This is a genomic window from Agrobacterium sp. V1 (assembly GCF_030518355.1).
Taxonomy (GTDB): Bacteria; Pseudomonadota; Alphaproteobacteria; order Rhizobiales; family Rhizobiaceae; genus Agrobacterium; species Agrobacterium cucumeris.
This window is the reverse complement of the sequence record NZ_JAULSF010000001.1, coordinates 939,556-964,058: the sequence shown is the minus strand read 5'-3', so window position 1 is coordinate 964,058 and position 24,503 is coordinate 939,556. Positions and strand designations below refer to the sequence as shown.

Below are 24,503 nucleotides of genomic sequence, written 5' to 3'. Positions count from 1 at the left end.
ATCACGGCAAGAGATCACGCGGCAGGCGCGACAGAGGGGACATCTGAATGAGTGCTTTGACTGACTGGCAGACGGCGCCTGCCCTTTTCGCGCTTGCGGCGCTGATCGGCTATCTGCTCGGTTCCATCCCCTTCGGTCTCGTTCTCACCCGCATGGCGGGGCTGGGCGACGTGCGCAAGATCGGTTCGGGCAATATTGGCGCCACCAACGTGCTGCGCACCGGTAACAAGAAGCTCGCCGCGGCGACCCTGCTGCTGGACGCGCTGAAGGGCACGGCGGCGGTTCTGGTTGCCAATGCGCTCTGGGGTTACGAGGCCTCGCTGGTGGCCGGTTTCTTCGCTTTTCTCGGCCATCTGTTTCCGGTGTGGCTCGGCTTCAAGGGCGGCAAGGGCGTGGCCGTCTATATCGGCGTGCTTCTCGGCGCAGCACCGCTGATGATGCTGGCCTTCGCGCTGATCTGGCTCGCAACTGCCTTCATCACCCGCTACTCTTCGCTGTCGGCGCTTCTGGCCATGCTGGTCATTCCCGTGGCTCTCTGGGTAGTCGGCCCTGAAAAGACGGCAATGCTGGTAACGCTGCTGAGCGTGATTTCATGGTGGAAGCACCGCGAGAATATTGCGCGGCTCCTGGCCGGCACCGAAAGCAGGATCGGTCAAAAGGGCTGAACCCCATCTTGAGGATACGCCATGCCGCATGAGGAAACGATACGGCAGGGCATAGAGCTTTCTGCGCGGCAGCGGGTTGCCTGGCTGCGGCTGATCCGCAGCGACAATATCGGCCCCGTTACCTTTCGCGAACTCATCAATCATTTCGGCAGTGCTGAAAAGGCGCTGGATGCCCTGCCCGAGCTTTCAAGGCGCGGCGGGTCATCGCGCAGTCCGCGCATCGCCACGCCGGCGGAAGCGGAAGGTGAAATCGAGACTGCGGAGAAATTCGGGGCGCGTTTCGTCGGCATTGGCGAGCCTGATTATCCGCCCGCTTTGCGGCACCTGGACGGCGCACCGCCGCTGATCGCCATGAAGGGATCGGCAGCCACCGCAACACGCCCCTGCATCGGTATCGTCGGCTCGCGCAATGCTTCCATCAACGGCGCGAAATTCGCCGCCATGCTGGCACGCGATTGCGGCAGGGCCGGGTATACGATCGCATCGGGGCTGGCGCGCGGCATTGATGCGGCAGCGCACCGGGCAAGCCTCGCGAGTGGTACGGTGGCGATGCTGGCGGGTGGTCTCGATCGTCCCTACCCGCAGGAAAATTTCGGGCTTTTGCAGGATATATATGATCAAGGCGGCGCGACGATCAGCGAGATGCCCTTTGGATGGGAACCGCGCGCCCGGGACTTTCCCCGCCGTAACCGCCTGATATCAGGCGTCTCGCTTGGCGTTGTCATCGTGGAGGCGGCAGAGCGTTCCGGTTCGCTGATTACGGCCCGGCTTGCCGGTGAAGCGGGGCGACTGGTTTTCGCCGTACCCGGCTCCCCGCTCGATCCGCGCTGCGAAGGCACCAACCGGCTGATCAAGGAAGGCGCGATGTTGACCACGGGCGCTGACGACATTCTCGAAGCGCTGCGACCACTCATGGAGCCGCAATTGGCCTATGACCGCAAGATCGAGGAACCGCGATCAGATGAAGAAATGTCACCACCCGGGGATGATGAGCGCAGCATCATTGCCGCCGCACTCGGCCCCTCGCCCGTCGAGACAGACGACATCATCCGCCACACGGGTTTTTCCGCCGCCACCGTTCATATGGTGCTTTTGGAACTCGATATCGCCGGCAGACTAAACCGGCATGCCGGGGGACGGGTTTCGCTCCTCGCGGATTGACAGCTTGCGCCGCCCGCTCTGGATATCGCCGACTTCGACATAGGCCATCTCAATCAGATAACACAGCATATCGGCGCCCTCGCGGTTCGCGACCTGCCGCAGCTCTGCCAGCATCTGGCGAATGTAAGCCAAGTTCTCTCTGGTCCCTTCGTTGTCGGCATTATTGTTTGTCGCGTTCGGGACCATATATTTATCCTGAGAATTTCGTCTGAAACGAAGAGCAATACGTAGATTCAAATGATGTTGGTCATCATAACCAATTTACCAAAGATTGCAATACAACAATAGATTATCCATAGGTTGCAATCGACCGGAAGCGATAAAATCGGGCTTGCCTCTTGACCCGCGGGCATTACCTGTCCATGTCGAATTATAAAGAAGCCTTGTTGCGGCCTTCCTCCGTGATCCGGCTATGTTAACGGACCAGTTCCAGAGAAAAACAATATGAATGTCGTTGTCGTAGAATCTCCTGCCAAAGCCAAGACAATCAACAAGTATCTTGGTTCGGGCTACAAGGTTCTTGCATCCTTTGGCCACGTCAGAGACCTTCCTGCCAAGGACGGATCGGTGCTGCCCGACCAGGATTTCGAAATGTCCTGGGAGGTCGACAGCGCATCCGCCAAGCGCATGAAGGATATTGCCGACGCGGTAAAAGCCTCCGACGGTCTCATTCTCGCAACCGACCCGGATCGCGAAGGTGAAGCCATTTCCTGGCACGTTCTCGATCTTTTGAAGAAGAAGCGCGTTCTCGGCGACAAGCCGGTGAAGCGCGTGGTCTTCAACGCCATCACCAAAAAGGCGGTGCTGGACGCCATGGCGAACCCGCGCGACATCGACGTGCCGCTGGTCGACGCCTATCTCGCCCGCCGCGCGCTCGACTATCTCGTCGGTTTCAACCTGTCGCCGGTGCTGTGGCGCAAGCTGCCGGGCGCGCGCTCTGCCGGCCGCGTTCAGTCGGTTGCGCTGCGTCTCGTCTGCGACCGCGAGTCCGAGATCGAACGCTTCATTTCCGAGGAATACTGGAACATCAGCGCGCTGTTGAAGACACCGCGCGGTGACGAGTTCGAAGCTAAGCTAGTTTCCGCCGACGGCAAGCGGCTGCAAAGCCGCGGGATCAAGACCGGAGACGATGCGAACCGGCTGAAGACGCTGCTGGAAGGTGCGACCTATGTTGTCGATACGGTCGAGGCGAAACCCGTCAAGCGCAATCCTGGTCCGCCCTTCACCACCTCGACGCTGCAGCAGGCGGCCTCCTCGCGCATGGGCTTTGGCGCTTCGCGGACGATGCAGGTGGCGCAGAAGCTTTATGAGGGCATCGACATCGGTGGGGAAACCGTCGGTCTGATCACCTATATGCGTACTGACGGCGTGCAGATGGCACCGGAAGCCATCGATGCTGCCCGCCAGGCCATTGGCGAGCAGTTCGGCGACCGCTATGTGCCGGAAAAGGCACGCTTCTATTCCACCAAGGCCAAGAACGCCCAGGAAGCGCACGAGGCGATCCGCCCGACCGATTTCAACCGCACGCCGGATCAGGTGAAGCGTTATCTCGATGCCGATCAGCTGCGTCTTTACGACCTGATCTGGAAGCGCGGTATCGCCAGCCAGATGGCGTCCGCTGAAATCGAGCGTACGACGGTCGAAATCCTCGCGGACAAGAACGGCGAAAAGGCCGGGCTTCGTGCCGTCGGCTCGGTGATCCGTTTTGACGGTTTCATCGCCGCCTATACCGACCAGAAGGAAGATGGCGAGCAGAGCGACGACGGTGACGACGAAGGCCGTCTGCCGCAGATCAATGCGCGCGAGAACCTCGCCAAGCAGAAGATCAATGCCAGCCAGCACTTCACCGAACCGCCGCCGCGCTATTCGGAAGCCTCGCTCATCAAGAAGATGGAAGAACTCGGCATCGGCCGCCCTTCCACCTATGCGGCGACGCTGAAGACGCTGAGCGACCGTGAATATATCATCGTCGACAAGCGCAAGCTGATCCCGCATTCACGCGGACGGCTGGTGACGGCTTTCCTCGAAAGCTTCTTCTCCAAATATGTCGAATACGACTTCACCGCTGCTCTCGAAGAAAAGCTCGACCGGATTTCCGCTGGTGAGTTGGACTGGAAGCAGGTGCTGCGTGATTTCTGGAAGGATTTCTTCGCGCAGATCGAAGATACCAAGGAATTGCGCGTCACCAACGTGCTGGATGCGCTGAACGAGGTTCTGGCGCCGCTGGTATTCCCCAAGCGTGAGGATGGTTCGGATCCGCGCATCTGTCAGGTTTGCGGCACCGGCAATCTCTCGCTGAAGCTCGGCAAATACGGCGCTTTCGTCGGTTGCTCCAACTATCCGGAATGCAACTACACCCGTCAGCTCACCTCTGACGGTTCGGAAGCCGAAGCTGCAGCCTCGAACGAGCCGAAGGCGCTCGGCGCCGATCCGATGACCGGTGAAGAGTTGACGCTGCGCTCCGGCCGCTTCGGACCCTATATCCAGCGTGGCGATGGCAAGGAAGCCAAGCGTTCTTCGCTGCCGAAGGGCTGGAAGCCTGAGGATATCGACCACGAGAAGGCATTGGCGCTCATCAACCTGCCGCGCGATATCGGCAAACATCCGGAAACCGGCAAGATGATATCGGCCGGGCTTGGCCGCTACGGACCGTTCCTTCTGCATGACGGTTCCTATGCGAACCTTGAAAGCATCGAGGACGTGTTCTCGATCGGTCTCAACCGCGCCGTCACGGTCATTGCCGAAAAGCAGAGCAAGGGACCGGGACGCGGCCGCAGCGGCACGCCGGCAGCGCTGAAGGAGCTGGGCGACCACCCCGATGGCGGGCCGATCACCGTGCGTGACGGGCGTTATGGCGCTTACGTCAACTGGGGCAAGGTCAACGCCACCATTCCAAAGGGTCAGGACCCGGCTTCGGTGACGCTGGACGAGTCTCTGGTGCTGATTGCCGAGCGCATTGCCAAGACCGGTACCGGCGGCAAGCCCGCCAAGGCCAAGAAACCTGCCGCCAAGAAAGCCGATGGTGCCGCTGCAAAACCGAAGGCGACGAAAGCCAAGGCAGCAACCAAGACCAAGGCGGCCGCCAAGCCGAAGGCAGCGGCCAAACCCAAGAAGGCAGCAGAGTGAGCAAGACGCCGCGTCAGAGACAGGGTTCCGCCAGCGACGGTTTCGGACGCACCGGGCGCGGCAAGCGAGTGAGCGAAGGTGAAGGCATCATCCATGGGGAGGTGCCTTCCCGCGAAGTGCTGCTGAAATTCATCGCCGACCATCCGCAGCAGGCTTCCAAGCGTGAAATCGCCAAGGCTTTCGGGCTGAAGGGTGAAAACCGCATCGTTCTGAAAGCGCTGCTGAAGGAACTGGAAGTCGATGGCATGGTGCACAAGAGCCGCAAGTCGCTGACGCGGCCGGGCGGTCTGCCGCCTGTCACGGTTCTCGACATCACCACCCGCGACAAGGACGGCGAATTGATCGGCCGGCCGGCGGAATGGCCGGAGGATATGGGCGCTGCACCCGCCGTGCTCATCCGCCAGTCCTCGCAGGACCGTGGCAAGAAAGCGCCGGCAGCCGGTCTCGGCGACCGCATTCTGGCAAAGATTTTCCCTTCCAAGGACAGTGTCGGCCCGGCCTACACGGCCCGCGTCGTCAAGCTGATCGACCGCCGCCAGAACGCGCTGCTCGGCGTGTTCAAGCAGACGGAAGGCGGCGGCGGACGGCTGATGCCGATCGACCGGCGCGGCGAAGAAATGGTCATCGACCCCGATGGCGTCGGCGATGCCAAGGACGGCGATCTGATCGAGGTGGAAACCTCGCGCAATAGCGGCCGTTACGGCCTGACGCGCGCGAAGGTTCTGTCCGTCGTTGGTTCCGTCGCATCGGAAAAGGCGATCTCGATGATCGCCATTTATGCGCATGGTATTCCGCATATCTTCCCGCCGAATGTGCTGGCGGAAGCGGATGCGGCCAAGGCAGCGACCATGTCGCACCGCGAGGACTGGCGCGACCTGCCGCTCATCACCATCGATCCGGCCGACGCCAAGGATCATGACGACGCGGTCTATGCCGAGCCCGACACCTCGCCAGACAATCCTGACGGTGTCATCGTCACCGTCGCCATTGCCGATGTCTCCTGGTATGTGCGCCCCGGCGCGCCGCTTGACCGCGAGGCGCTGAAGCGCGGCAACTCGGTCTATTTCCCCGACCGGGTTGTGCCGATGCTGCCGGAGCGCATTTCCAATGATCTCTGCTCGCTGAAGGAAGGCGTCGACCGCCCCGCACTCGCGGTGCGGATGACCTTCTCCAAGGAAGGCCGCAAGGCGGGCCATACTTTCCATCGCATCATGATGAAGAGTGCCGCCAAACTCTCCTACCAGCAGGCGCAGGCCGCGATCGACGGCCGTCCTGACGACAAAACCGGGACGCTGCTGGAGCCGATCCTTAAGCCGCTGTGGCATGCATACGAGGTGATGAAGCGTGGCCGCGACCGCCGCCAGCCGCTGGAACTCGACATGCCGGAGCGCAAGATCCAGCTGCGGCCAGACGGCACGGTGGACAAGGTCGTCATTCCCGAACGTCTCGATGCGCATAAGCTCATCGAAGAAATGATGATCCAGGCCAATGTCGCCGCCGCCGAGACGCTGGAAAAGAAAAAGCAGCCGTTGGTCTATCGTGTGCATGACGCGCCGACGCTCTCCAAGCAGGAGGTGCTGCGCGAATTCCTCGGCACGATCGGCATTTCCATGGCCAAGGGCGTGGCCATGCGCGCCAATTCCTTCAACGGCATTCTGGCGCGCGCCCTTGATACGCCGCACCAGATCATGGTCAACGAGATGGTGCTGCGCAGCCAGAGCCAGGCGATCTACAGCCCGGAGAATATCGGCCATTTCGGCCTCAACCTGATGAAATACGCGCATTTCACCTCGCCGATCCGCCGTTATGCCGATCTGATCGTGCATCGGGCGCTGGTGGGGTCGCTGGGGCTCGGCGAAGGCGGCATCACCCCGCAGGAAGAGGCGACGCTTGACGATATCGCCGCCGAAATCTCCACCTTCGAGCGCCGCGCCATGGCGGCCGAGCGCGACACCGTCAACCGGCTGATCGCGCATCATCTTTCCGAACGGGTGGGTGAAGAATTCGAGGGCCGCGTCGGCGGTGTCACCAAGGCGGGACTATTTGTCGCGCTTCCGCAGTTTGGCGCTGATGGCTTTGTTCCTATATCTACACTCGGAACCGACTATTTCTTCTATGATGAGGCGCATCAGGCTCTGACGGGGGAAAAGACCGGTCTCGGTTATCAGCTTGGCGACACGGTTCAGGTACGGCTTGCGGAAGCAGTGCCTCTGGCGGGCGCGCTGCGTTTCGAAATGCTGAGCCCCGGCCGCAAGATGCCGGTCGGCTCGCGGTCGTTCCACAAGGCAGGCCGGCGGACATCGCGTCCGGGCGCTAAGCCCGGAACAAGGCCGCCCAGAGGACGACGTTAACAACACCGCGATAGGCGGTTGAAAGAACGGAAGAAGGACTTAAGGATGAGTGCACATCAGGGCTCGGAAACAGTTACCTTCGGAGACAATAGCGCCGAGCGGCCGCTTGGCCGTTCGATCATGCGCGGCATGGCGAACCGCTGCCCCGCCTGTGGCGGCGGCCGTCTGTTTCGTGCCTTTCTGAAGCCGGTGGACAATTGTGCCGCCTGCGGCGCGGAAATGCACCACCACCGGTCGGATGACCTGCCGCCTTATATTTCCATCGTCATTATCGGCCATATCGCCGTCGGCGGCTTCATGATGACGGATATGGTGTTCTCCGTTCCCATGTGGGTGCATTTCGCCATCTGGGTGCCGATCACCATTCTGGCTGCGCTGTTGACGCTACAGCCGATCAAGGGCGGCGTCATCGGCCTGCAATGGGCTCTGCGCATGCATGGCTTTGATGGAAAGCAGCCAACAGTGCAGATAGACGGCTCCTCCCACTGACGACAGGCGACAACGTGCGCGTGACCGAACCCCGCAAGAGCGCCGAGGTTGCGAGCCCGCCCCTGCGGCCGCGGGATGCCGCCTCCATCATCCTGTTCGACCGTTCCGGCCCGGCGACCCGCGTCTTAATGGGCCAGCGCAGCCATGCCCATATTTTCATGCCCGGCGCTTACGTATTTCCCGGCGGCAAACGTGATCCACGCGATCACGCGCTGCCCTTTTCCGGCGACCTGCACCCCGCAGTCCTCGACCGCCTCAGCGCCTCCGCCCCGCGGCGCATGAGCGTTGCCGGCGCAAGAGCGCTGGCGCTCGCCGCTGCGCGCGAGCTTGTCGAGGAAACCGGGGTGGATATGGGACTGAGTGCAGGTGGTCCGGACCTTTCCTGTTTCCGTTATGTGGCGCGGGCCATCACCCCGCCGGGCAATATCAGGCGCTACGACACGCGATTCTTTTGCTGTTATGCCGACGAATTGCGGCTGGATACCCGGCTAATCCGGGATTCGGACGAGTTGCACGATGTGCAATGGCTTGACATAAAAGACCTTTCCAGTCTGAACATGCCGAAAATCACACGCACGGTTCTCGAAGATGTCACAAAATTCATGATAGGTGATCCGTCATTGCCCTTTGAAAGCCCCGCGCGGCTCTATGTCACGCGCCACGGCCGATTCATTCGAGACTTTGTATAAAGGCCGTCATGTCACAAATGAAATGCGAAGAAGCGGACGCCATTCACTGGCCCTCTCTGATCGCCGCCATTTCCGCCATCAGTGCGGTCGGTGTCGCCATCGGCCTTGGCCTGCCGCTGCTATCGATCATCCTTGAGAAGCGTGGCATCTCCTCCACCATGATCGGGGTGAATTCGGCCATGGCCGGCGTCGCGGCGATGATGGCCGCCCCCGTGACCTCCAAGATCGCCCATGATTTCGGCGTGGCGCGAACCATGCTGTTTGCGGTGGTTATTTCAGCGGTGAGCGCGCTCGGCTTTTATTTCGCCGACGCCTTCTGGATGTGGTTTCCACTGCGAATCGTTTTCCATGGCGCCACCACCACGCTGTTCATCCTGTCCGAGTACTGGATCAACATGACTGCGCCGCCGAAAAAACGCGGCATGGTTCTCGGCATCTACGCCACCGGCCTTGCGGTCGGCTTTGCAGTCGGCCCGCTGCTGTTTTCCGTGGTTGGCAGCGAGGGTATCCTGCCGTTTATCGTCGGAGCGGCAATCATCCTTCTGGCCGCAATCCCAATCTTCATGGCGCGCGGTGAGAGTCCTGAGCTGGACGAGCGGCCCAACCACCATTTCGCCCGTTATGTCTGGCTGGTGCCGATGGCATCGGCGGCGGCTTTCGTGTTCGGTTCGGTGCAGGCCGGTGGCCTGTCGCTCTTTCCCATCTATGCCACGCGTGAGGGCTTCAACGAATCGCAGGCTGCATTGCTGCTGACCGTGATGGGCATCGGCAACATGGTCTTCCAGATACCGATCGGCCTGTTATCGGACCGGATGAAGGATCGGCGCACCATGCTCGCGCTGATGGCCTTTGCGGGCGTTTGCGGCACGCTGGCGCTGCCTCTGCTGGTGGACAGCTGGATCCTCGTGGCGGCGCTGCTGCTGTTCTGGGGCGGCCTCGTCTCCGGCATGTATACGGTCGGCCTCACTCACCTTGGATCACGCCTGAAAGGCGCCGATCTGGTCTCCGCCAATGCCGCCTTTATCTTCTGTTACGCCATGGGCACGATTGCGGGACCGCAGGCCGTCGGCATTTCCATGGATGTCGCGGGCACCGATGGTTTCGCCTGGGCGCTTGCCGTATTTTTCGGGCTTTACGTGGTGCTTTATGGGTTCCGTTTTGTTTTCCGGGCAAAACAGACTTGACTTTTCAGGCGCGATACGTAGTTTCGCGCCAGATTTAGCCGAGGTGAGAAGCGCCTGCGGCTTCTCTTTTGTTTAAAGGCAGGACGACCATGGCGAAAGCTACAACAATCAAGATCAAGCTGCTGTCGACAGCCGACACCGGTACCTTCTACGTCACCACCAAGAACAGCCGTACGTTCACGGACAAGATGACGAAGACGAAGTACGACCCGGTTGTACGCAAGCACGTTGAATTCAAGGAAACCAAGATCAAGTAATTTCTTGATCGGGTTCTCCGGCAAAAGCGCGCCCAATGGGCGCGTTTTTTGTTTGTATCGATGAGTCTTTGCTCTTGTGGATGGCAAGGACATTTCCATGGGAAATGCGCAGCGCTTCCGCGTCGCGAAAGTCGGTAAGCAGGGATGTGGAGGGCAGCCGAAAGGCTGTTCAAATCCGGCAAAGCTTCTTGCAGAGCGCCCCGGCGGCTCACCCCTCCTCCCCACAAGAAACGTGGCCGTGAATGGCATGGAGCCACTACACGGGCCCGCTGGGTAAACCTGTTTCTCAGTCAGACACGTTTTCGGGAGAAGGCGGTCGGCCAACGATGTGACTACGGCACGAGGAACCGATTCGAACATCGTCAGCCGACCGACCCCACGATTCAGGAGATGCGGCGGACCTGAGCATCATGGGGCATTCGAACTACGCAATACCAGCCCCTGACGAGCGAAACCGCAGCGGCATGAGCCGCCATCATTCCATCATCACAAGACGGAAAAACCGCCGGAAGAACTGTTATTCTCGATAATGAGTGTGCGCAGAAGTAAAATAAAAATCAACAAATTCTTAAGCCAGCGATACATAACCCGGAAAACATGGTTAAATATACAACGCTGGCACACTATAGTTTCCCGCGAGATTGAATTCAATATATTTTTCAACTTGAACTGTATTAAAGCCGCTGAATCTCGCCTATTCATTGCAATAAGATAAAATACAGGCAAGGTCAGGGGCTTGAGCCTCTCAAGGTGGCTTTTCAGCTCCCCGAACGACGACAAACCCGAAAAGACGACATGGTTTTCGGCCTCAGACGCCTGCGGGCCGTTTTCAGGCGGCGGCAGCCACCACCCGGTTGCGCCCGGCGTGTTTCGCCTCATAGAGCGCCCTGTCGGCCTGTTTCAACAGCTCGTCCGGCATCCCGAAAGCGCCGCTGCTGGTGGCAATACCAAGCGAAGCGGTGATGCTCAGTTCACGATCGATGGAGCGGACGTAGAAGGGCTTGTCTTCGATGATCGCCCGCAGGCGCTCGGCGACGCTTGCGGCAATCTCTATCGGCGTGTCGGGCATGACCACGACGAATTCTTCGCCACCATAACGGCAGGCAAGATCAGCGCCGCGCACCGTGCTGCGGATGCGCGCTGCAAATTCCCGCAGGACTTCATCGCCCACATCATGGCCATAGGTATCATTGACCAGCTTGAACCGGTCTATGTCGGTCATGCAGATGGAAATCGGGCGGCCCCGCACGGCGGCGCGGTCAAAGAGTATCTTGAGATGATTGTCGAGATAACGGCGATTATTGAGGCCGGTCAGCGCGTCGACAATCGCAAGCTCCATCGTGTGCTGCATGTTGAGCCGAAGGTGCTCGTTGTAACGCTTGCGCCTGATCTGTGTCAGCGAGCGGGCCACAAGTTCGTTGGGATCGATCGGGCGCAGAATATAGTCATTGACGCCGAGATCGAGCGCACGCGCCACCATATCGTCCGCCCCCTGCTCCGCCACCAGAAGCAGCGGCAGGAAACGGGTGCGCTCCAGCGAGCGAAGCTGCGAACACAATCGTAGCGGATCGTAATCCTCGAAATTGGAATTGACGATGACAAGCTCAAAGGAGCTGCTTGCCGCTTTCAGCAACGCCGCCTGCGGATCGGTGACGGCATCGACCTCGGCGACCGGCTTCAGGGCCCTGACAATACGTTCCTGCGAGCTGGCGCGGCCATCCGCGACCAGCACGCGGCCGGGCGTCTGCATCAGGCCATCGGCGCGCAGCATCTCCTCTATGCCGATCTGCCTTGCGGTTTCAGCGCGCAGCCGCAATTCGTCGCTGACGGCCTTCAGGCGCACGAGGCTTTTGACACGGGCAATCAGTTGCAGGTCGTTGACCGGTTTGGTCAGAAAATCATCGGCGCCGGCCTTCAGGCCGCGCACCCGGTCGGAAGGCTGATCGAGCGCGGTCACCATGACGACGGGAATATGCGCCGTCTTCGGGTTGGCCTTCAGCCTCTCGCAGACCTCGAAACCATCCATGCCCGGCATCATGATGTCGAGCAGGATAATATCGACCTGTTCCTCGTCGCAGATCGCCAGCGCCTTAAAACCATCCTCGGCGGTCACGACATCGAAATATTCCGCCACAAGCCGCGCTTCGAGAAGCTTCACATTGGCAGGAATGTCGTCAACAACCAGAACTCTCGCCGTCATAACCGTTCCCCAGCCGCCTTAGGCGTCGCCCAGATAAGTCTTGATGATTTCGATGAATTTCGGGACGGAAATCGGCTTCGACACATAGGCCTCGCATCCGCCCTGACGAATCCGTTCCTCATCGCCCTTCATGGCAAAGGCCGTGACGGCGATGACCGGGATGACGTGCAGTTCGTCGTCTTCCTTCAGCCACTTCGTCACCTCCAGCCCCGATACTTCCGGCAGCTGAATATCCATGAGAATGAGGTCCGGGCGGTGCTTGCGGGCAAGGTCCAGCGCTTCCATGCCGTTGCGTGTCTGGATCGTCGTATAACCAGACGCCTCGATCAGGTCGCGAAAGAGCTTCATGTTCAGCTCGTTGTCTTCGACTATCATGACCTGTTTGGGCATGGTGGGCAGTCCCCGTTTCGCTTTGAAACCTTCACCCAGACATATAAGTTGCCAGAGAACCGATTCCATCGTCCATTTGTTGCGCAAGGCTAGAGGGATTTGGTTTCAAAATAGGTAACTTCGGGGAAGAAATGCTGCGCGATACGAAAAACAAAGGCAATGCCGGCAAAGATCCGCAAGAAACGGCGGCCGCCATACTTGGCTGGCTGGCAAACGAACCGGACATGCTGGCGCGTTTCCTGGCGCTGAGCGGCCTGCAGGCCAATATGCTGCGCCAGGCCGTCAACGATCCCGGCTTTCTGGCCGGCCTCACCGATTTTCTGATGAGCCACGAGCCGGACCTTATGGCGTTTTGCACGGCAACCGATACCTCACCCGAAACGGTGGCCGCCGCCTGGCATCATTTTTCCGGTCCGGGGCTGGATTCAGGGGAGTATTGACGGGTCACCCCTTGAGCCGTGGTCGCGGCCGGAGTAAGGTCGGCAACGTTCTGGTTTTGTTTTCGCTCCATGTCCACGTCGCACCGCTATGATCCCGGTTTCTGCCGCGACTGTCTGGCTGGCCAGCCAGCGGGTTTGCGGCGTTGCCGCGCCTGTGGCAGCCCGCGTCTCGTCTATCATGACGAGCTTTACGATCTGAACATCGCCCATATCGATTGTGACGCCTTTTATGCGTCCGTTGAAAAGCGCGACAATCCGGAGCTGGCCGACAAGCCTGTCATCGTCGGCGGTGGCAAGCGGGGCGTGGTTTCGACCGCCTGCTATATTGCCCGCATTCAGGGCGTGCGTTCCGCCATGCCGATGTTCAAGGCGCTGGAGGCCTGTCCGGACGCGGTGGTCATCAAACCCGACATGGAAAAATACAGCCGTGTCGGACGCGAAATCCGCGCGATGATGCAGGAATTGACGCCGCTGGTGCAGCCGCTTTCCGTCGACGAAGCCTTTCTTGATCTCGCCGGCACAGAGAGGCTGCATCATGACCCGCCGGCGCGCGTGCTGGCGAAATTTGCAAAGCGCGTGGAAAAGGAAGTCGGCGTAACCGTCTCGGCCGGACTTTCCTACTGCAAGTTTCTGGCCAAGGTTGCATCCGACCTCAACAAGCCGCGCGGTTTTTCGGTGATTGGCGAGGCGGAGGCGCTTGCCTTTCTGGCGACGCGGCCCGTAACCACGATCTGGGGCGTGGGCAAAGCCTTTGCTGCGACGCTGGAGGCGGACGGTATCCGCATGATCGCACAGCTGCAGGAGATGGAAGAAGGCGATCTGATGCGCCGTTACGGCGTGATGGGCCAGCGGCTTTTCCGGCTTTCGCGCGGCATCGACGAGCGGCATGTGCACAATAACGACCCGGTCAAAAGCGTGTCTTCCGAAACCACCTTCTTCAACGACATTTCCCGCCATGAGGACCTCGTGCCGATCCTGCGCTCGCTTTCCGAAAAGGTCGCATGGCGGTTGAAGAAGAACGGCATTGCCGGCCAGACCGTAGTGCTGAAGATGAAGACGGCCGATTTTAAGATCCGCACCCGCAACCGCAAGCTTGATGACCCCACCCAGCTTGCTGACCGGATTTTCCGCACTGGTCTCTCGATGCTGGAAAAGGAAACCGACGGCACGAAATTCCGCCTGCTCGGCATCGGCGTCAGCGATCTGCGCGATGCGGGCCTTGCCGATCCTCCTGATCTCGTCGACAGGCAGGCCGGGCGGCGAGCGGCGGCGGAAGCGGCGATGGACAAGCTGCGCGACAAGTTCGGCAAGGGCAGCGTCGAAACCGGCTACACATTTGGCACGCGCAAATAGCGATTTGATCTAGGGCCCTGGGAACTGCGCATCGGCCGCGTTACGCCGCTTCATGACAATGTATTTTAGATTTTACACAAATTAGTGATGTTGCGGCCGCACCGTCCTTAAGCTTCCTTAAACTTCGCATGGTTGAGTGGAGCAAGTTTTGTGCATGTGGTGTATTGCGTCATGTCCCTCCGCCTCCGCCTTCTGACCGGCATGCTGTCGGCCAGCATTCTCGCCTTCCCGGCGCTTGCCGCCGATAGCAGGTCGCTGCAGATCCTCGTTTCGAAAAGCGACCAGTCGCTCTCGCTTTACGAAAACGGTGAAATCATCGCCACTTCGAAAGTCTCAACCGGCAAGGCCGGGCATGAGACGCCGAGCGGCATATTTTCCATTCTGGAAAAACGGAAATACCACGAGTCGAATATCTATTCGGCCGCACCCATGCCCTTCATGCAGCGGCTGACATGGTCTGGCATTGCGCTGCACGAAGGCAAGGTGCCGAATTACGCGGCTTCACATGGCTGCGTGCGCCTGCCTTCGAAATTCGCCAAGTCACTTTTTGGAGACACCGCGACCGGGGTGCATGTCATCATCACCGACCGCCCGGTTTCCCTGCGTTTCGTGCAGCATCCGGCGTTGTTTGAACCGCGTGACGATAGTGATGACGGCAAGCTGCTTTTATCGGATGTTGAACTGCGCCCCGCAACCTTCGATGCGGCTTTGGGTACCGTCGAAGTTGCCGTCAATGAAAAGACGCAAGCGCTTAAACCGGCGGTGAAGGCCAAGGCCGCCTCGCCCCTGCGCATTCTCATCACCCGGCGTGGCGAGCGGGAAAAGGTGATGGATATTCAGGCCGTATTGACCCGTCTTGGTTTCGACGCCGGCGCAGCGGATGGTTATGCCGGAGAGATGACGGTGAGCGCCGTGAACGGTTTCAAGCGCTGGAAGGGGCTGAAAACTACCGGACCACTTCTGACTGACGCCTTCGTAGCGGCGCTTTACGAATCCGCCGGCGAAAACCATCCACCGAATGGCCAGATCATGGTGCGGCAGGATTTCAAACCGCTATTTGAGGCGGCCATTGACATCAGGGATCCAGAAGTTGCGCTCGGAACGCATTTCTTCGAAGCTGTTGCGGTGGATCGCGCCGCCGGGACCGCCGAATGGAACGGCGTGACGCTCGAAAACCATCTGCCGAACGCAGCCCGCAAGCGGCTTGGCATTACCGTTGCCGAAGCACCCGGCGGTTTCGACCAATTGAGCGCCGTACTTGGCCGTCTCGACATACCGGCGGACATTCGCTCCCGCATTGAACAGGAGCTTTCAACCGGCAGCTCGATCACCGTTTCCGATATCAGTCACCAGCTGGAGACAGGAGCCGGAACCGACTTCATTACCGTGACGAAGGAAGGGCCGGTTTAAGGGGACGCGTGAGCGTCTGAACCCTTAAACCAGTTCCACATCAACGACGCCGGGGGCGGCGCGAAGTGCTGCGGCGATCTCAGGTGAAATGCGGTATTTCTCCGTCAGTTCCACTTCGATCTCGCGGCTGCCCTCATCCTTGATGACGATGAAGTAGACCGACCCGTCGCCCTTGGTATTGAGGTGGCGGGCGACGGTTTTCAATGGGCCGGAATCGCGCACATAAACGCGCAGCGCCTTCTGCATCTGCACCGACTTCTCCTCCAGCGACTGAGCCGTCTGGATGCGCAGACCGATGCCTTCCGGGCGTTCTTCCGCCTGAACGGTGATGACAAGCGATTTGCCGACCTCCAGCAGCTCACGGAACTGAGCGAGCCCTTCGGAAAACAGCACGGCCTCATATTGCCCCGACGCATCCGAGAAGGTGACGATGCCCATCTTGTTGCCGGTACGGGTCTTGCGCTCCTGCTTGCCGGTGACGGTGCCGGCCAGACGCCCGGCGGTCGCGCCCTGTTTCACGGCGGCGGAAAAATCGGCGATATTCTGCACACGCAACTTTTCCAGCACGGGACGATAGGTGTCGAGCGGATGGGCGGTGAGGTAAAAACCGAGTACCTGATATTCACGCAACAGCTTTTCCGAGGCAAGCCAGGGCTGGAAGGCCGGCAGCACCAGCTTTTCCGGGCCGTTACCACCACCGGAGCCGAACATGTCCGACTGGCCGATGGTGCGGTTGTTCTGCGCCATCTGCGCATAACCGATGATGCGGTCGAGCCCGCCAATCAGTTCGGCGCGATCGCGGCCGAAACAGTCGAAGCCGCCGGCATTGATGAGGCTTTCCAGCACACGCCGGTTGATCTGTTTGGGATCGATACGCAGGCAGAAATCCTCAAGGCTCGTGAACGGCTTGTCGCCGCGCACTTCGACAATATGTTCGACCGCGCCCTCACCGACGCCCTTGATGGCGGCCAGCGAATAATAGATGCGGTTTTCACCGGTCTCGAACTGGCGGAAAGACGTCTGCACCGAAGGCGCTACGACCTCGATGCCGAGGCGGCTGGCATCCTGGCGGAAATCGTTGAGCTTTTCCGTGTTCGCCATATCGAGCGTCATGGAGGCCGCCAGGAACTCCACTGGATAATGCGCCTTCATATAGGCGGTCTGGTAAGAAACGATGGCGTAAGCGGCGGCATGGCTCTTGTTGAAGCCGTAATTGGCGAACTTCGCCAGAAGGTCGAAGATGGTGTCGGCCTGCGGTTTCGACACGCCGTTCTTGATGGCGCCATCGACGAAACGCTCGCGCTGCTTGTCCATCTCCTCCTTGATCTTCTTGCCCATGGCGCGGCGCAGAAGATCTGCTTCACCAAGCGAATAACCTGACAGGACCTGGGCGATCTGCATCACCTGTTCCTGGTAGACGATAACGCCCTGCGTTTCCTTGAGCAGATGGTCGATGGTGGGGTGGATGGACTCCAGCTCCTCCTCGCCATGTTTGCGGGCATTATAGACCGGGATGTTTTCCATCGGGCCCGGACGATAAAGCGCCACCAGCGCGATGATATCCTCGATGCAGTCGGGGCGCATGCCGATCAGCGCTTTGCGCATGCCCGCACTTTCCACCTGGAACACGCCGATGGTCTCGCCACGCGACAACATCTCGTAGGTTTTCGTGTCGTCCAGCGGAATGGCGGCAAGATCGACCTTGATGCCGCGCTTGGCGACAAAATCCACGGCGACCTTCAATACCGTCAGCGTCTTCAGGCCGAGGAAGTCGAATTTGACGAGACCGGCGCTTTCCACCCATTTCATGTTGAACTGGGTGACCGGCATGTCGGAGCGCGGATCGCGATACATCGGCACCAGCTTCGACAGCGGCCGGTCGCCGATGACGATACCGGCGGCGTGGGTGGAAGCGTGGCGGTAAAGCCCTTCGATCTTCTGGGCGATATCCAGGAGGCGGGCGACGACGGGTTCCTTGTCCGCCTCTTCCTGCAGGCGTGGTTCTTCCTCGATGGCCTTTGACAGCGGCGTCGGGTTGGCCGGGTTATTGGGTACCAGCTTGCAGATCTTGTCCACCTGCCCATAGGGCATTTCCAGCACGCGGCCAACATCGCGCAATGCCGCACGCGCCTGCAGCGAACCGAAGGTGATGATCTGCGCCACCTGCTCGCGGCCATATTTGCGCTGCACATAACGGATCACCTCTTCGCGGCGATCCTGGCAGAAGTCGATGTCGAAGTCCGGCATCGAGACACGCTCGGGATTGAGGAAGCGCTCGAACAGCAACGAGAAGCGCAGCGGATCGACATCGGTGATGGTCAGCGCATAAGCCACAAGCGAGCCGGCGCCCGAACCACGGCCGGGACCGACAGGGATGTCCTGCTGCTTGGCCCATTTGATGAAGTCGGCAACGATCAGGAAGTAACCGGGGAACTTCATGCGCGAGATGACGCCGAGTTCGAAATCCAGTCTCTCGCGATAATCCTGTTCCGTATAGCCGGGCGACATGCCGAGAGCCGCAAGCCGCTGGTCCAGCCCCTCCACCGCCTGGCGGCGAAGCTCCTCTGTTTCGGCATGTTCGGCCGCTTCCGGGTCTTCGCTGGCGCCGGTGAAACGTGGCAGGATGGGGCCGCGCTTTTTCAGCACATAGGAGCAGCGCAGCGCAATCTCGACGGTATTTTCCAGCGCCTCGGGAAGGTCGGCAAACAGCGCCGTCATTTCCTGCCGGCTTTTCAGATAATGATCGGGTGTCAGGCGGAAGCGGCTGTCATCGGAAACGATGGCATTATGCGCCACCGCCATCAGGGCGTCATGCGCCTCATAGTCTGCCTTGGAAGGGAAAAACGCCTCGTTGGTGGCAACCAGCGGAATATCATGTTCATAGGCAAGGCCGATCATGCGTCGCTCGTGGGAGCGGTCATAACCGGACTGGCGCTGCAATTCGATGTAGAGCCTGTCACCAAAGAGCGACTTCAGCGTCAGCAGCCGCTCTTTGGCCTGTGCGGCATGGCCTTCCTTCAACACCATATCGACAGGACCGCCAGTGGCGCCCGTCAGTGCGATGAGCCCGGCATTGGAGGCCTCTTCCAGCCAAGCGCGGGTAACATGCACGGAATGTCCGCCACTGCCCTCGCCTTCCAGATAGGCGCGGCTGATCAGGTCCACCAGCCGCTCGTAACCTTCGGCATTGGCAGCCAGAAGCACGATGGCTGGGAGCTTGGCGAGGTGGCTGTTGTGATTGCGGCGATCCTCCGCCGCATCCTGCATGTCGATAGACACCTGGCAACCGATGATCGGCTGCAGACCTTCGTCACGCGCTTTTTCGGAAAACTCCAGCGCAACGAAAAGATTGTTGGTGTCGGTGATGGCAATTGCCGGCTGGCCATCTGCAACGGCCTTGGACATGATTTTCTTGAGGGGTAATGCCCCCTCAAGCAGGGAGTAAGCGGAATGAACCCGCAAATGGACGAAACCAGGCGTTTTCAGCGTTTCGTCAGAGTTTTCTCCACGCACAACCGTATCGCCCATATCGTCGTCCTGTCATTCTGAATCGAGGGGGCGATTTTCCGATTTCCGGCGCTTAAAGTCCACAGCCTTGCGGCCTCCATACAGGCTTCTGCGCCGGTGTTTCCTTCACAGGGCAGTGAGGATTACCGAAAAGCTGGCAACAAAGACAGCGATGGAAGCGAAAGCGGCAACGTCACGGATGAAATCAGTCATTGGTCTCTCCTTACTCGTTATGTTCCAACTTTGTTCTCATTTTGTTCGATTGTCAACAGGGTTTTACTGATATTCCCCTTGCTAACGCGGCAGAATCGGCTGCGGTTCCGTTCTCATGATCGGCAAGCCCCTGACTCCAAAGCGAAAAAACCCGGAGGTTAAAACACCTCCGGGTTCGGAAAAAATTCAATTGTGGAAGAAGGAGCTGGCCCATGGAGGAGCCGCAGCGAAGCGACTCAGCCGCGTCGGCGATATCGCCGGCTCAGACCGTGATGATCAGAAATCGACGATCTTGCCGTCTGCAAGCGTGACGCGTCGGTCCATGCGGGCAGCGAGGTCGTGGTTATGTGTGGCGATCATCGCCGCAAGGCCGGACTGGCGCACTAAGGCCTCCAGCGCATCGAAAACATAATGCGCGGTCTCGGGATCTAGGTTACCGGTCGGCTCATCCGCAAGCAGCAGAAGCGGCGCATTGGCAACCGCGCGCGCAATCGCCACACGCTGCTGCTCGCCACCGGAAAGTTCGGCCGGGCGATGTTCGCCGCGATGGCCGACGCGCATGTAGTCCAGCAGGGCGCTGGCACGCTTGCGCGCTTCGGCCTGTGTGAGACCGGCGATAAGCTGCGGCATCATCACATTTTCCACCGCCGAAAACTCCGGCAGGAGGTGATGGAACTGATAGACAAAACCAATGTCGCTGCGGCGGATCGCGGTGCGGGTTTCATCTGGCAGACCGTTGCATGGCGCGCCATTGATGAAAACCTCACCCGCGTCAGGGTGTTCCAGAAGCCCCGCCAGATGCAGCAGTGTGGATTTTCCGGTACCGGAGGGGGCGACGAGCGCCACCATCTCACCGCTCCTCAATTCAAGATCGGCCTTGCGCAGAATGGAAAGCGACGTTTCACCCTGACCATAGGTCCGTTCCACGCCGGTAAGCCGCAGCACTGTTTTTTTTGCCATATTGCGAAGCGGTCCTTATTCGTAACGCAGGGCCTGCACCGGATCGAGCTTGGAGGCCCGCCATGCCGGAAAGATCGTTGCCAGGAAAGAAAGCGTCAGAGCCATGATGACGACGGTGATGGTCTCGCTGATATCCATTTCGGCCGGCAGCTGGCTGAGGAAATAAAGCTGCGGGTCAAACAGCACCGTACCGGATATCCAGGAAAAGAACTGCCGGATGGATTCCACGTTGAGGCAGACGATGACGCCGAGCGCCACGCCGGCAAAGGTGCCGACCGTGCCGATGGCCGCTCCGGTCATGAAGAAGATACGCATGACCGCGCCGGAACTGGCGCCCATGGTGCGCAGGATGGCGATATCGCTGCCCTTGTCCTTCACCAGCATGATGAGGCCGGAAATGATGTTCAGCGCCGCCACCAGAACGATGAGGGTGAGGATCATGAACATCACGTTTCTTTCCACCTGCAGGGCGGAGAAGAAGGTCTGGTTCCGCTGTCGCCAGTCGGTGATATAGATCTGCCGTTCGGCGGCCTGCTCCACCAGCGGCCGGATGCCGTCAACGTCATCGGGGCGGCTGACATAAAGCTCGATGGATTGCACGATACCGTCGGCATTGAAATAAAGCTGGGCTTCAGACAGCGGCATGTAGATCATCGACGCGTCATATTCTGACATGCCGATCTCGAAGACGCCTGATATCTTGTAGGATTTGACGCGCGGATTGACGCCCATCGGCGTCACGTCGCCTTCCGGCGAAATGAGGGTGATATCATCACCCGCCGTTACGCCAAGCTGTGCGGCAAGCCGCGAGCCGACCAGAACGCCGTCGCCCGCCATGAAGCCGACGAGATCGCCGGTCTTGATGTTGCCGGCAACTTCCTTGATCTTGTCGATATCCTCCTGGCGCACGCCACGCACCAGCGCGCCGGAGCCTGCACCGCCACGGCCGGAGGCCAATGTCTGGCCTTCCACCAGCGGCAGGGCCATGGTGACGCCCGGCACGGCTGAAAACTTCTTCGCCAGCTCATCATAATTATTGAAGGGCTGGTCGATCGGCTGGACGATCATATGGCCGTTAATGCCGAGAATGCGCGAAATCAGCTCGGTACGAAAACCGTTCATGACAGCCATGACGATGATAAGCGTTGCAACGCCCAGCATGATGCCGACAAAAGAAAAACCGGCGATGACGGAAATGAACGCTTCCTTGCGCCGCGACCGCAGATAGCGCCAGGCCACCATGCGTTCAAAAGCGGAAAAAGGCCGGGCGGTCTTTTCCCGGGCGGAAGGAGCCGCACCCTTGTCAGCATCGGCTTTTGCCATGTCGTCTCCCTGATCTCAATCTGCAGGATCGGTCTTTTCCAAAGATCGGTCCCAATCGTAACGGCGCCTGCGCCATAAAACCGGAGCGGTCTTCGCATGAAGGCCGCTCCCATCTTTCCGTTCGTGCTTAGGCAAGCGCCTTGTTCATTGCCGCCTCGATTGTGACGGTTTCACGTTCACCGGTCTTGCGGTCCTTCACTTCGACTTCGCCATTCGCAACAGAACGCGGGCCGACGATGATCTGCATCGGCACACCGATCAGATCGGCGGTGGCAAACTTCTGGCCCGCACGGTCGTCGGTATCGTCGTAAAGAACATCCTTGCCGGCGTTGGAGAGCTGATAATACAGCTTTTCGCAAGCCGCATCACAGGCCGCATCGCCAGCCTTCATGTTGATGACAACGACATCAAAAGGCGCGACGGAGGCCGGCCAGATGATTCCGTTCTCATCATGCGATGCTTCAATGATGGCGGGAACAAGGCGTGTCGGGCCAATGCCATAGGAACCCATGTGGACAGGATGTTCCTTGCCGTCCTTGCCCTGCACTTTCGCGCCCATCGGCTCGGAATATTTGGTGCCGAAATAGAAGATGTGGCCAACTTCGATACCGCGTGCCGAAAGACGCTCACCATCCGGAATGGCATCATAGGCTGCTTCGTCATGCATTTCGGAGGTGGCGGCATAATCGGCAGTCCACTCGTCAAATACGCCCTGAAGGGCTGCGACATCGTCAAAGTCGGTATTTTCGGCCGGGATGGCACGGTCGAGGAAGCTCTTGTGGCAGAAGACCTCGGATTCACCGGTGTCGGCCAGAATGATGAATTCATGGCTGTGATTGCCGCCGATCGGGCCGGTATCGGCGCGCATGGGAATGGCGCGCAGGCCAAGGCGCTCGAAGGTACGCAGGTAAGCCACGAACATCTTGTTATAGGAGTGGATCGCGTCTTCCTTGGTCAGGTCGAAGGAATAGGCATCCTTCATCAGGAACTCACGCGAACGCATGGTGCCGAAACGCGGACGCACTTCGTCGCGGAACTTCAGCTGGATATGGTAAAGGTTCAGCGGCAGGTTCTTGTAGGACTTCACATAGGAACGGAAGATGTCGGTGATCATCTCCTCATTGGTGGGGCCATACAGCATCTGGCGGTCCTGGCGGTCCTTGATGCGCAGCATCTCCTTGCCGTAGTCGTCATAACGGCCACTTTCCTGCCAGAGCTCGGCGGTCTGCAGCGTCGGCATCAGAAGCTCGATGGCGCCGGAACGGTCCTGCTCCTGGCGGATGATCCTGTTGACCTTGTCCAACACGCGCTTGCCGAGCGGCAGCCAGGAATAAATGCCAGCCGATTGCTGCCGGATCATGCCTGCGCGCAACATCAGGCGGTGGGAGACGATCTCCGCTTCCTTGGGATTTTCCTTCAGGATGGGCATGAAATAACGGCTGAGACGCATGACGGCTTCCATTGATGTGGACGACGGCGCGCAAAGGCGCGGGAATCGCCCCGAATAAAGGGATATTGGCGCCGGATATAGCCGTTTCCCGCCAAGAAGAAAACCCGCCATGAAAAGAGCGTTGAAGGCGATTTCGTGGCATTTTCGAGATAGCTAATTCGCGTCAAAACGCTTTGACCGGAATATTATTCTTGATCCGGTGCGACAAATTGCACCACAGAGAATTTTTTGCCGACTGTAACAAATATGCAAAAAATGAGATGACAAGCATGGGTGATTGAGCTAGCTTTAGCTTACAAAAGAGGCAAGAAGTTTAAATTCTTGTCATTTTCGCGGTCAGTCTTGGGAGGATCAGATCTTAGGCGCGCTCGTCGCTGCCCCGGCAACGGTTACAGATCACGCGAAACCTGGAAAACAAGGCTGAAAGGCCTTGTTTTTTTTTGATTCAACACATGGCAAAGCCCCGGCGGACTATTCCGGTGAAATTGTGACGGTGAATCAGCCGCCCAATATGCTTATGCTGTGTGCACGACAGAGATGACATCCATATGACAAGCCGCGGATACGCCTTGCAGCGACACGGATAGTGCTGCCCTATTCTCAGTCATCCCGGTTTTGAGGTAGACTGCATTCGCTACGTTGCAAACGTGACGGAGCCACGTTTTCCAGGTCACGAATGCAGTGGAATCAAGCTCTGATACTTCAGTCGTAAACCGGGACAATTCTCGGGAGATCATCAAGGCTGAAACCGAACCACCAGGATCCGCCGTACCACACACCACAGATCAGCGCCGATATCAGTGTTGTCCACAGGACGATGCGGCCGCCTCGGAAGCGGGATGGCGCGCTGGCAATGGTGCCAAGCGCCACATCGCCGTCTTCCGCCTGGGTGCGAAGTCCAATCGGCAACACAACAAAAAGCACCGTCCACCAGACGATGAAATAAACGGCGAAGACCGAAAGAAGCGGCATGTGATCCTCCTGCACAATGGGCTTCTTGTAACGCATTCATCCGTAAAGCGGAATCACTTCTCGGCAAGAAGCGCAAAAAGCCTTGGAAGCAGGAACAGAACCGGGCTGGCGACGTCGTCCAATGGGAAGAAAAGTCAGGCCAATTGTGCCGACGTCATCCTGGTGCCTGCCCCGAGGATCGGCCAACGTATTGATTTTATTCGGCGCCGTTAGATCCTCGGCACAGGGCCGAGGATGCCATTGAGTGAATGTCCACCCTTCACCACCGACTCCAAGGAGATTGCAGCCTGTCCGGAAATTCAAACCGGACAGCAATGGGACAAGCCCGGGGTGACGGAGTGCGGATGACACAGATCACCCGAC

19 protein-coding genes are annotated in these 24,503 nt (G+C 59.2%); 11 read left to right on the top strand and 8 right to left on the bottom strand.

Features of this window, described 5'->3' with window-relative positions; genetic code table 11:
* Positions 1-47 precede the first annotated feature (47 nt).
* Both plsY and dprA read left to right on the top strand, forming a co-directional pair.
* On the top strand, positions 48-665 hold the full coding sequence (gene plsY / locus QSV77_RS04725; RefSeq protein WP_302732679.1) for a glycerol-3-phosphate 1-O-acyltransferase PlsY: 618 nt from the start codon (positions 48-50) through the stop codon (positions 663-665).
* A gap of 21 nt (positions 666-686) precedes the next feature.
* Positions 687-1,826 (top strand): DNA-processing protein DprA, encoded by a 1,140-nt coding sequence (gene dprA / locus QSV77_RS04720; protein WP_302732678.1) that lies wholly within the window; start codon positions 687-689, stop codon positions 1,824-1,826.
* On the opposite strand, the gene QSV77_RS04715 is transcribed toward dprA, so the two are convergent.
* A complete protein-coding gene (locus QSV77_RS04715) occupies positions 1,782-2,012 on the bottom strand; it encodes a hypothetical protein (protein ID WP_046800292.1) in 231 nt (76 codons plus the stop codon). The genes dprA and QSV77_RS04715 overlap by 45 nt on opposite strands.
* A gap of 258 nt (positions 2,013-2,270) precedes the next feature.
* Here QSV77_RS04715 and topA point away from each other — a divergent pair, with 258 nt between their 5' ends.
* From topA to rpmG, 6 genes are all read left to right on the top strand, one after another.
* Complete coding sequence (gene topA / locus QSV77_RS04710) at positions 2,271-4,952, top strand: type I DNA topoisomerase (RefSeq protein ID WP_302732677.1); 2,682 nt, start codon at positions 2,271-2,273, stop codon at positions 4,950-4,952.
* On the top strand, positions 4,949-7,303 hold the full coding sequence (gene rnr / locus QSV77_RS04705) for a ribonuclease R (protein WP_142839624.1): 2,355 nt from the start codon (positions 4,949-4,951) through the stop codon (positions 7,301-7,303). Before topA ends, rnr begins: the two co-directional genes overlap by 4 nt.
* Before the next feature lie 45 nt (positions 7,304-7,348).
* Complete coding sequence (locus tag QSV77_RS04700; protein ID WP_046800295.1) at positions 7,349-7,792, top strand: DUF983 domain-containing protein; 444 nt, start codon at positions 7,349-7,351, stop codon at positions 7,790-7,792.
* A gap of 20 nt (positions 7,793-7,812) precedes the next feature.
* A complete protein-coding gene (locus QSV77_RS04695) occupies positions 7,813-8,481 on the top strand; it encodes an NUDIX domain-containing protein (protein WP_302732676.1) in 669 nt (222 codons plus the stop codon).
* Positions 8,482-8,498: 17 nt separating this feature from the next.
* Complete coding sequence (locus tag QSV77_RS04690; protein WP_269698826.1) at positions 8,499-9,665, top strand: MFS transporter; 1,167 nt, start codon at positions 8,499-8,501, stop codon at positions 9,663-9,665.
* 89 nt (positions 9,666-9,754) lie between these two features.
* Complete coding sequence (gene rpmG / locus QSV77_RS04685; protein ID WP_003496403.1) at positions 9,755-9,922, top strand: 50S ribosomal protein L33; 168 nt, start codon at positions 9,755-9,757, stop codon at positions 9,920-9,922.
* An 829-nt stretch (positions 9,923-10,751) separates the two neighbouring features.
* Here the strand turns inward: rpmG and QSV77_RS04680 are convergent.
* Both QSV77_RS04680 and QSV77_RS04675 read right to left on the bottom strand, forming a co-directional pair.
* A complete protein-coding gene (locus QSV77_RS04680) occupies positions 10,752-12,122 on the bottom strand; it encodes a PleD family two-component system response regulator (protein WP_302732673.1) in 1,371 nt (456 codons plus the stop codon).
* A gap of 18 nt (positions 12,123-12,140) precedes the next feature.
* The gene (locus QSV77_RS04675) at positions 12,141-12,512 is read right to left on the bottom strand and encodes a response regulator (RefSeq protein WP_003496409.1); all 372 of its coding nucleotides are present in this window, start codon (positions 12,510-12,512) and stop codon (positions 12,141-12,143) included.
* 131 nt (positions 12,513-12,643) lie between these two features.
* Between QSV77_RS04675 and QSV77_RS04670 the strand changes: the two genes are divergently transcribed.
* The 3 genes from QSV77_RS04670 to QSV77_RS04660 all read left to right on the top strand — a co-directional run bounded on the left by QSV77_RS04670 (position 12,644) and on the right by QSV77_RS04660 (position 15,715).
* Positions 12,644-12,952, top strand: coding sequence for a DUF3572 domain-containing protein (locus QSV77_RS04670; protein ID WP_142839620.1), 309 nt, complete (start codon positions 12,644-12,646; stop codon positions 12,950-12,952).
* A 69-nt stretch (positions 12,953-13,021) separates the two neighbouring features.
* Positions 13,022-14,305, top strand: coding sequence for a DNA polymerase IV (locus QSV77_RS04665; protein ID WP_302732668.1), 1,284 nt, complete (start codon positions 13,022-13,024; stop codon positions 14,303-14,305).
* A gap of 171 nt (positions 14,306-14,476) precedes the next feature.
* The gene (locus QSV77_RS04660) at positions 14,477-15,715 is read left to right on the top strand and encodes a L,D-transpeptidase family protein (protein ID WP_302732667.1); all 1,239 of its coding nucleotides are present in this window, start codon (positions 14,477-14,479) and stop codon (positions 15,713-15,715) included.
* A gap of 24 nt (positions 15,716-15,739) precedes the next feature.
* On the opposite strand, the gene dnaE is transcribed toward QSV77_RS04660, so the two are convergent.
* The 5 genes from dnaE to QSV77_RS04635 all read right to left on the bottom strand — a co-directional run bounded on the left by dnaE (position 15,740) and on the right by QSV77_RS04635 (position 24,176).
* Positions 15,740-19,243 (bottom strand): DNA polymerase III subunit alpha, encoded by a 3,504-nt coding sequence (gene dnaE, locus QSV77_RS04655; protein WP_302732665.1) that lies wholly within the window; start codon positions 19,241-19,243, stop codon positions 15,740-15,742.
* A gap of 468 nt (positions 19,244-19,711) precedes the next feature.
* Positions 19,712-20,395, bottom strand: coding sequence for an ABC transporter ATP-binding protein (locus QSV77_RS04650; RefSeq protein ID WP_046800302.1), 684 nt, complete (start codon positions 20,393-20,395; stop codon positions 19,712-19,714).
* Positions 20,396-20,410: 15 nt separating this feature from the next.
* Positions 20,411-21,718 (bottom strand): lipoprotein-releasing ABC transporter permease subunit, encoded by a 1,308-nt coding sequence (locus tag QSV77_RS04645; protein ID WP_302732663.1) that lies wholly within the window; start codon positions 21,716-21,718, stop codon positions 20,411-20,413.
* 127 nt (positions 21,719-21,845) lie between these two features.
* The gene (gene proS / locus QSV77_RS04640) at positions 21,846-23,168 is read right to left on the bottom strand and encodes a proline--tRNA ligase (RefSeq protein ID WP_142839615.1); all 1,323 of its coding nucleotides are present in this window, start codon (positions 23,166-23,168) and stop codon (positions 21,846-21,848) included.
* 702 nt (positions 23,169-23,870) lie between these two features.
* Positions 23,871-24,176, bottom strand: a complete 306-nt coding sequence (locus tag QSV77_RS04635; RefSeq protein ID WP_052818535.1) for a DUF1467 family protein — start codon at positions 24,174-24,176, stop codon at positions 23,871-23,873.
* Between the last annotated feature and the right edge of the window lie 327 nt (positions 24,177-24,503).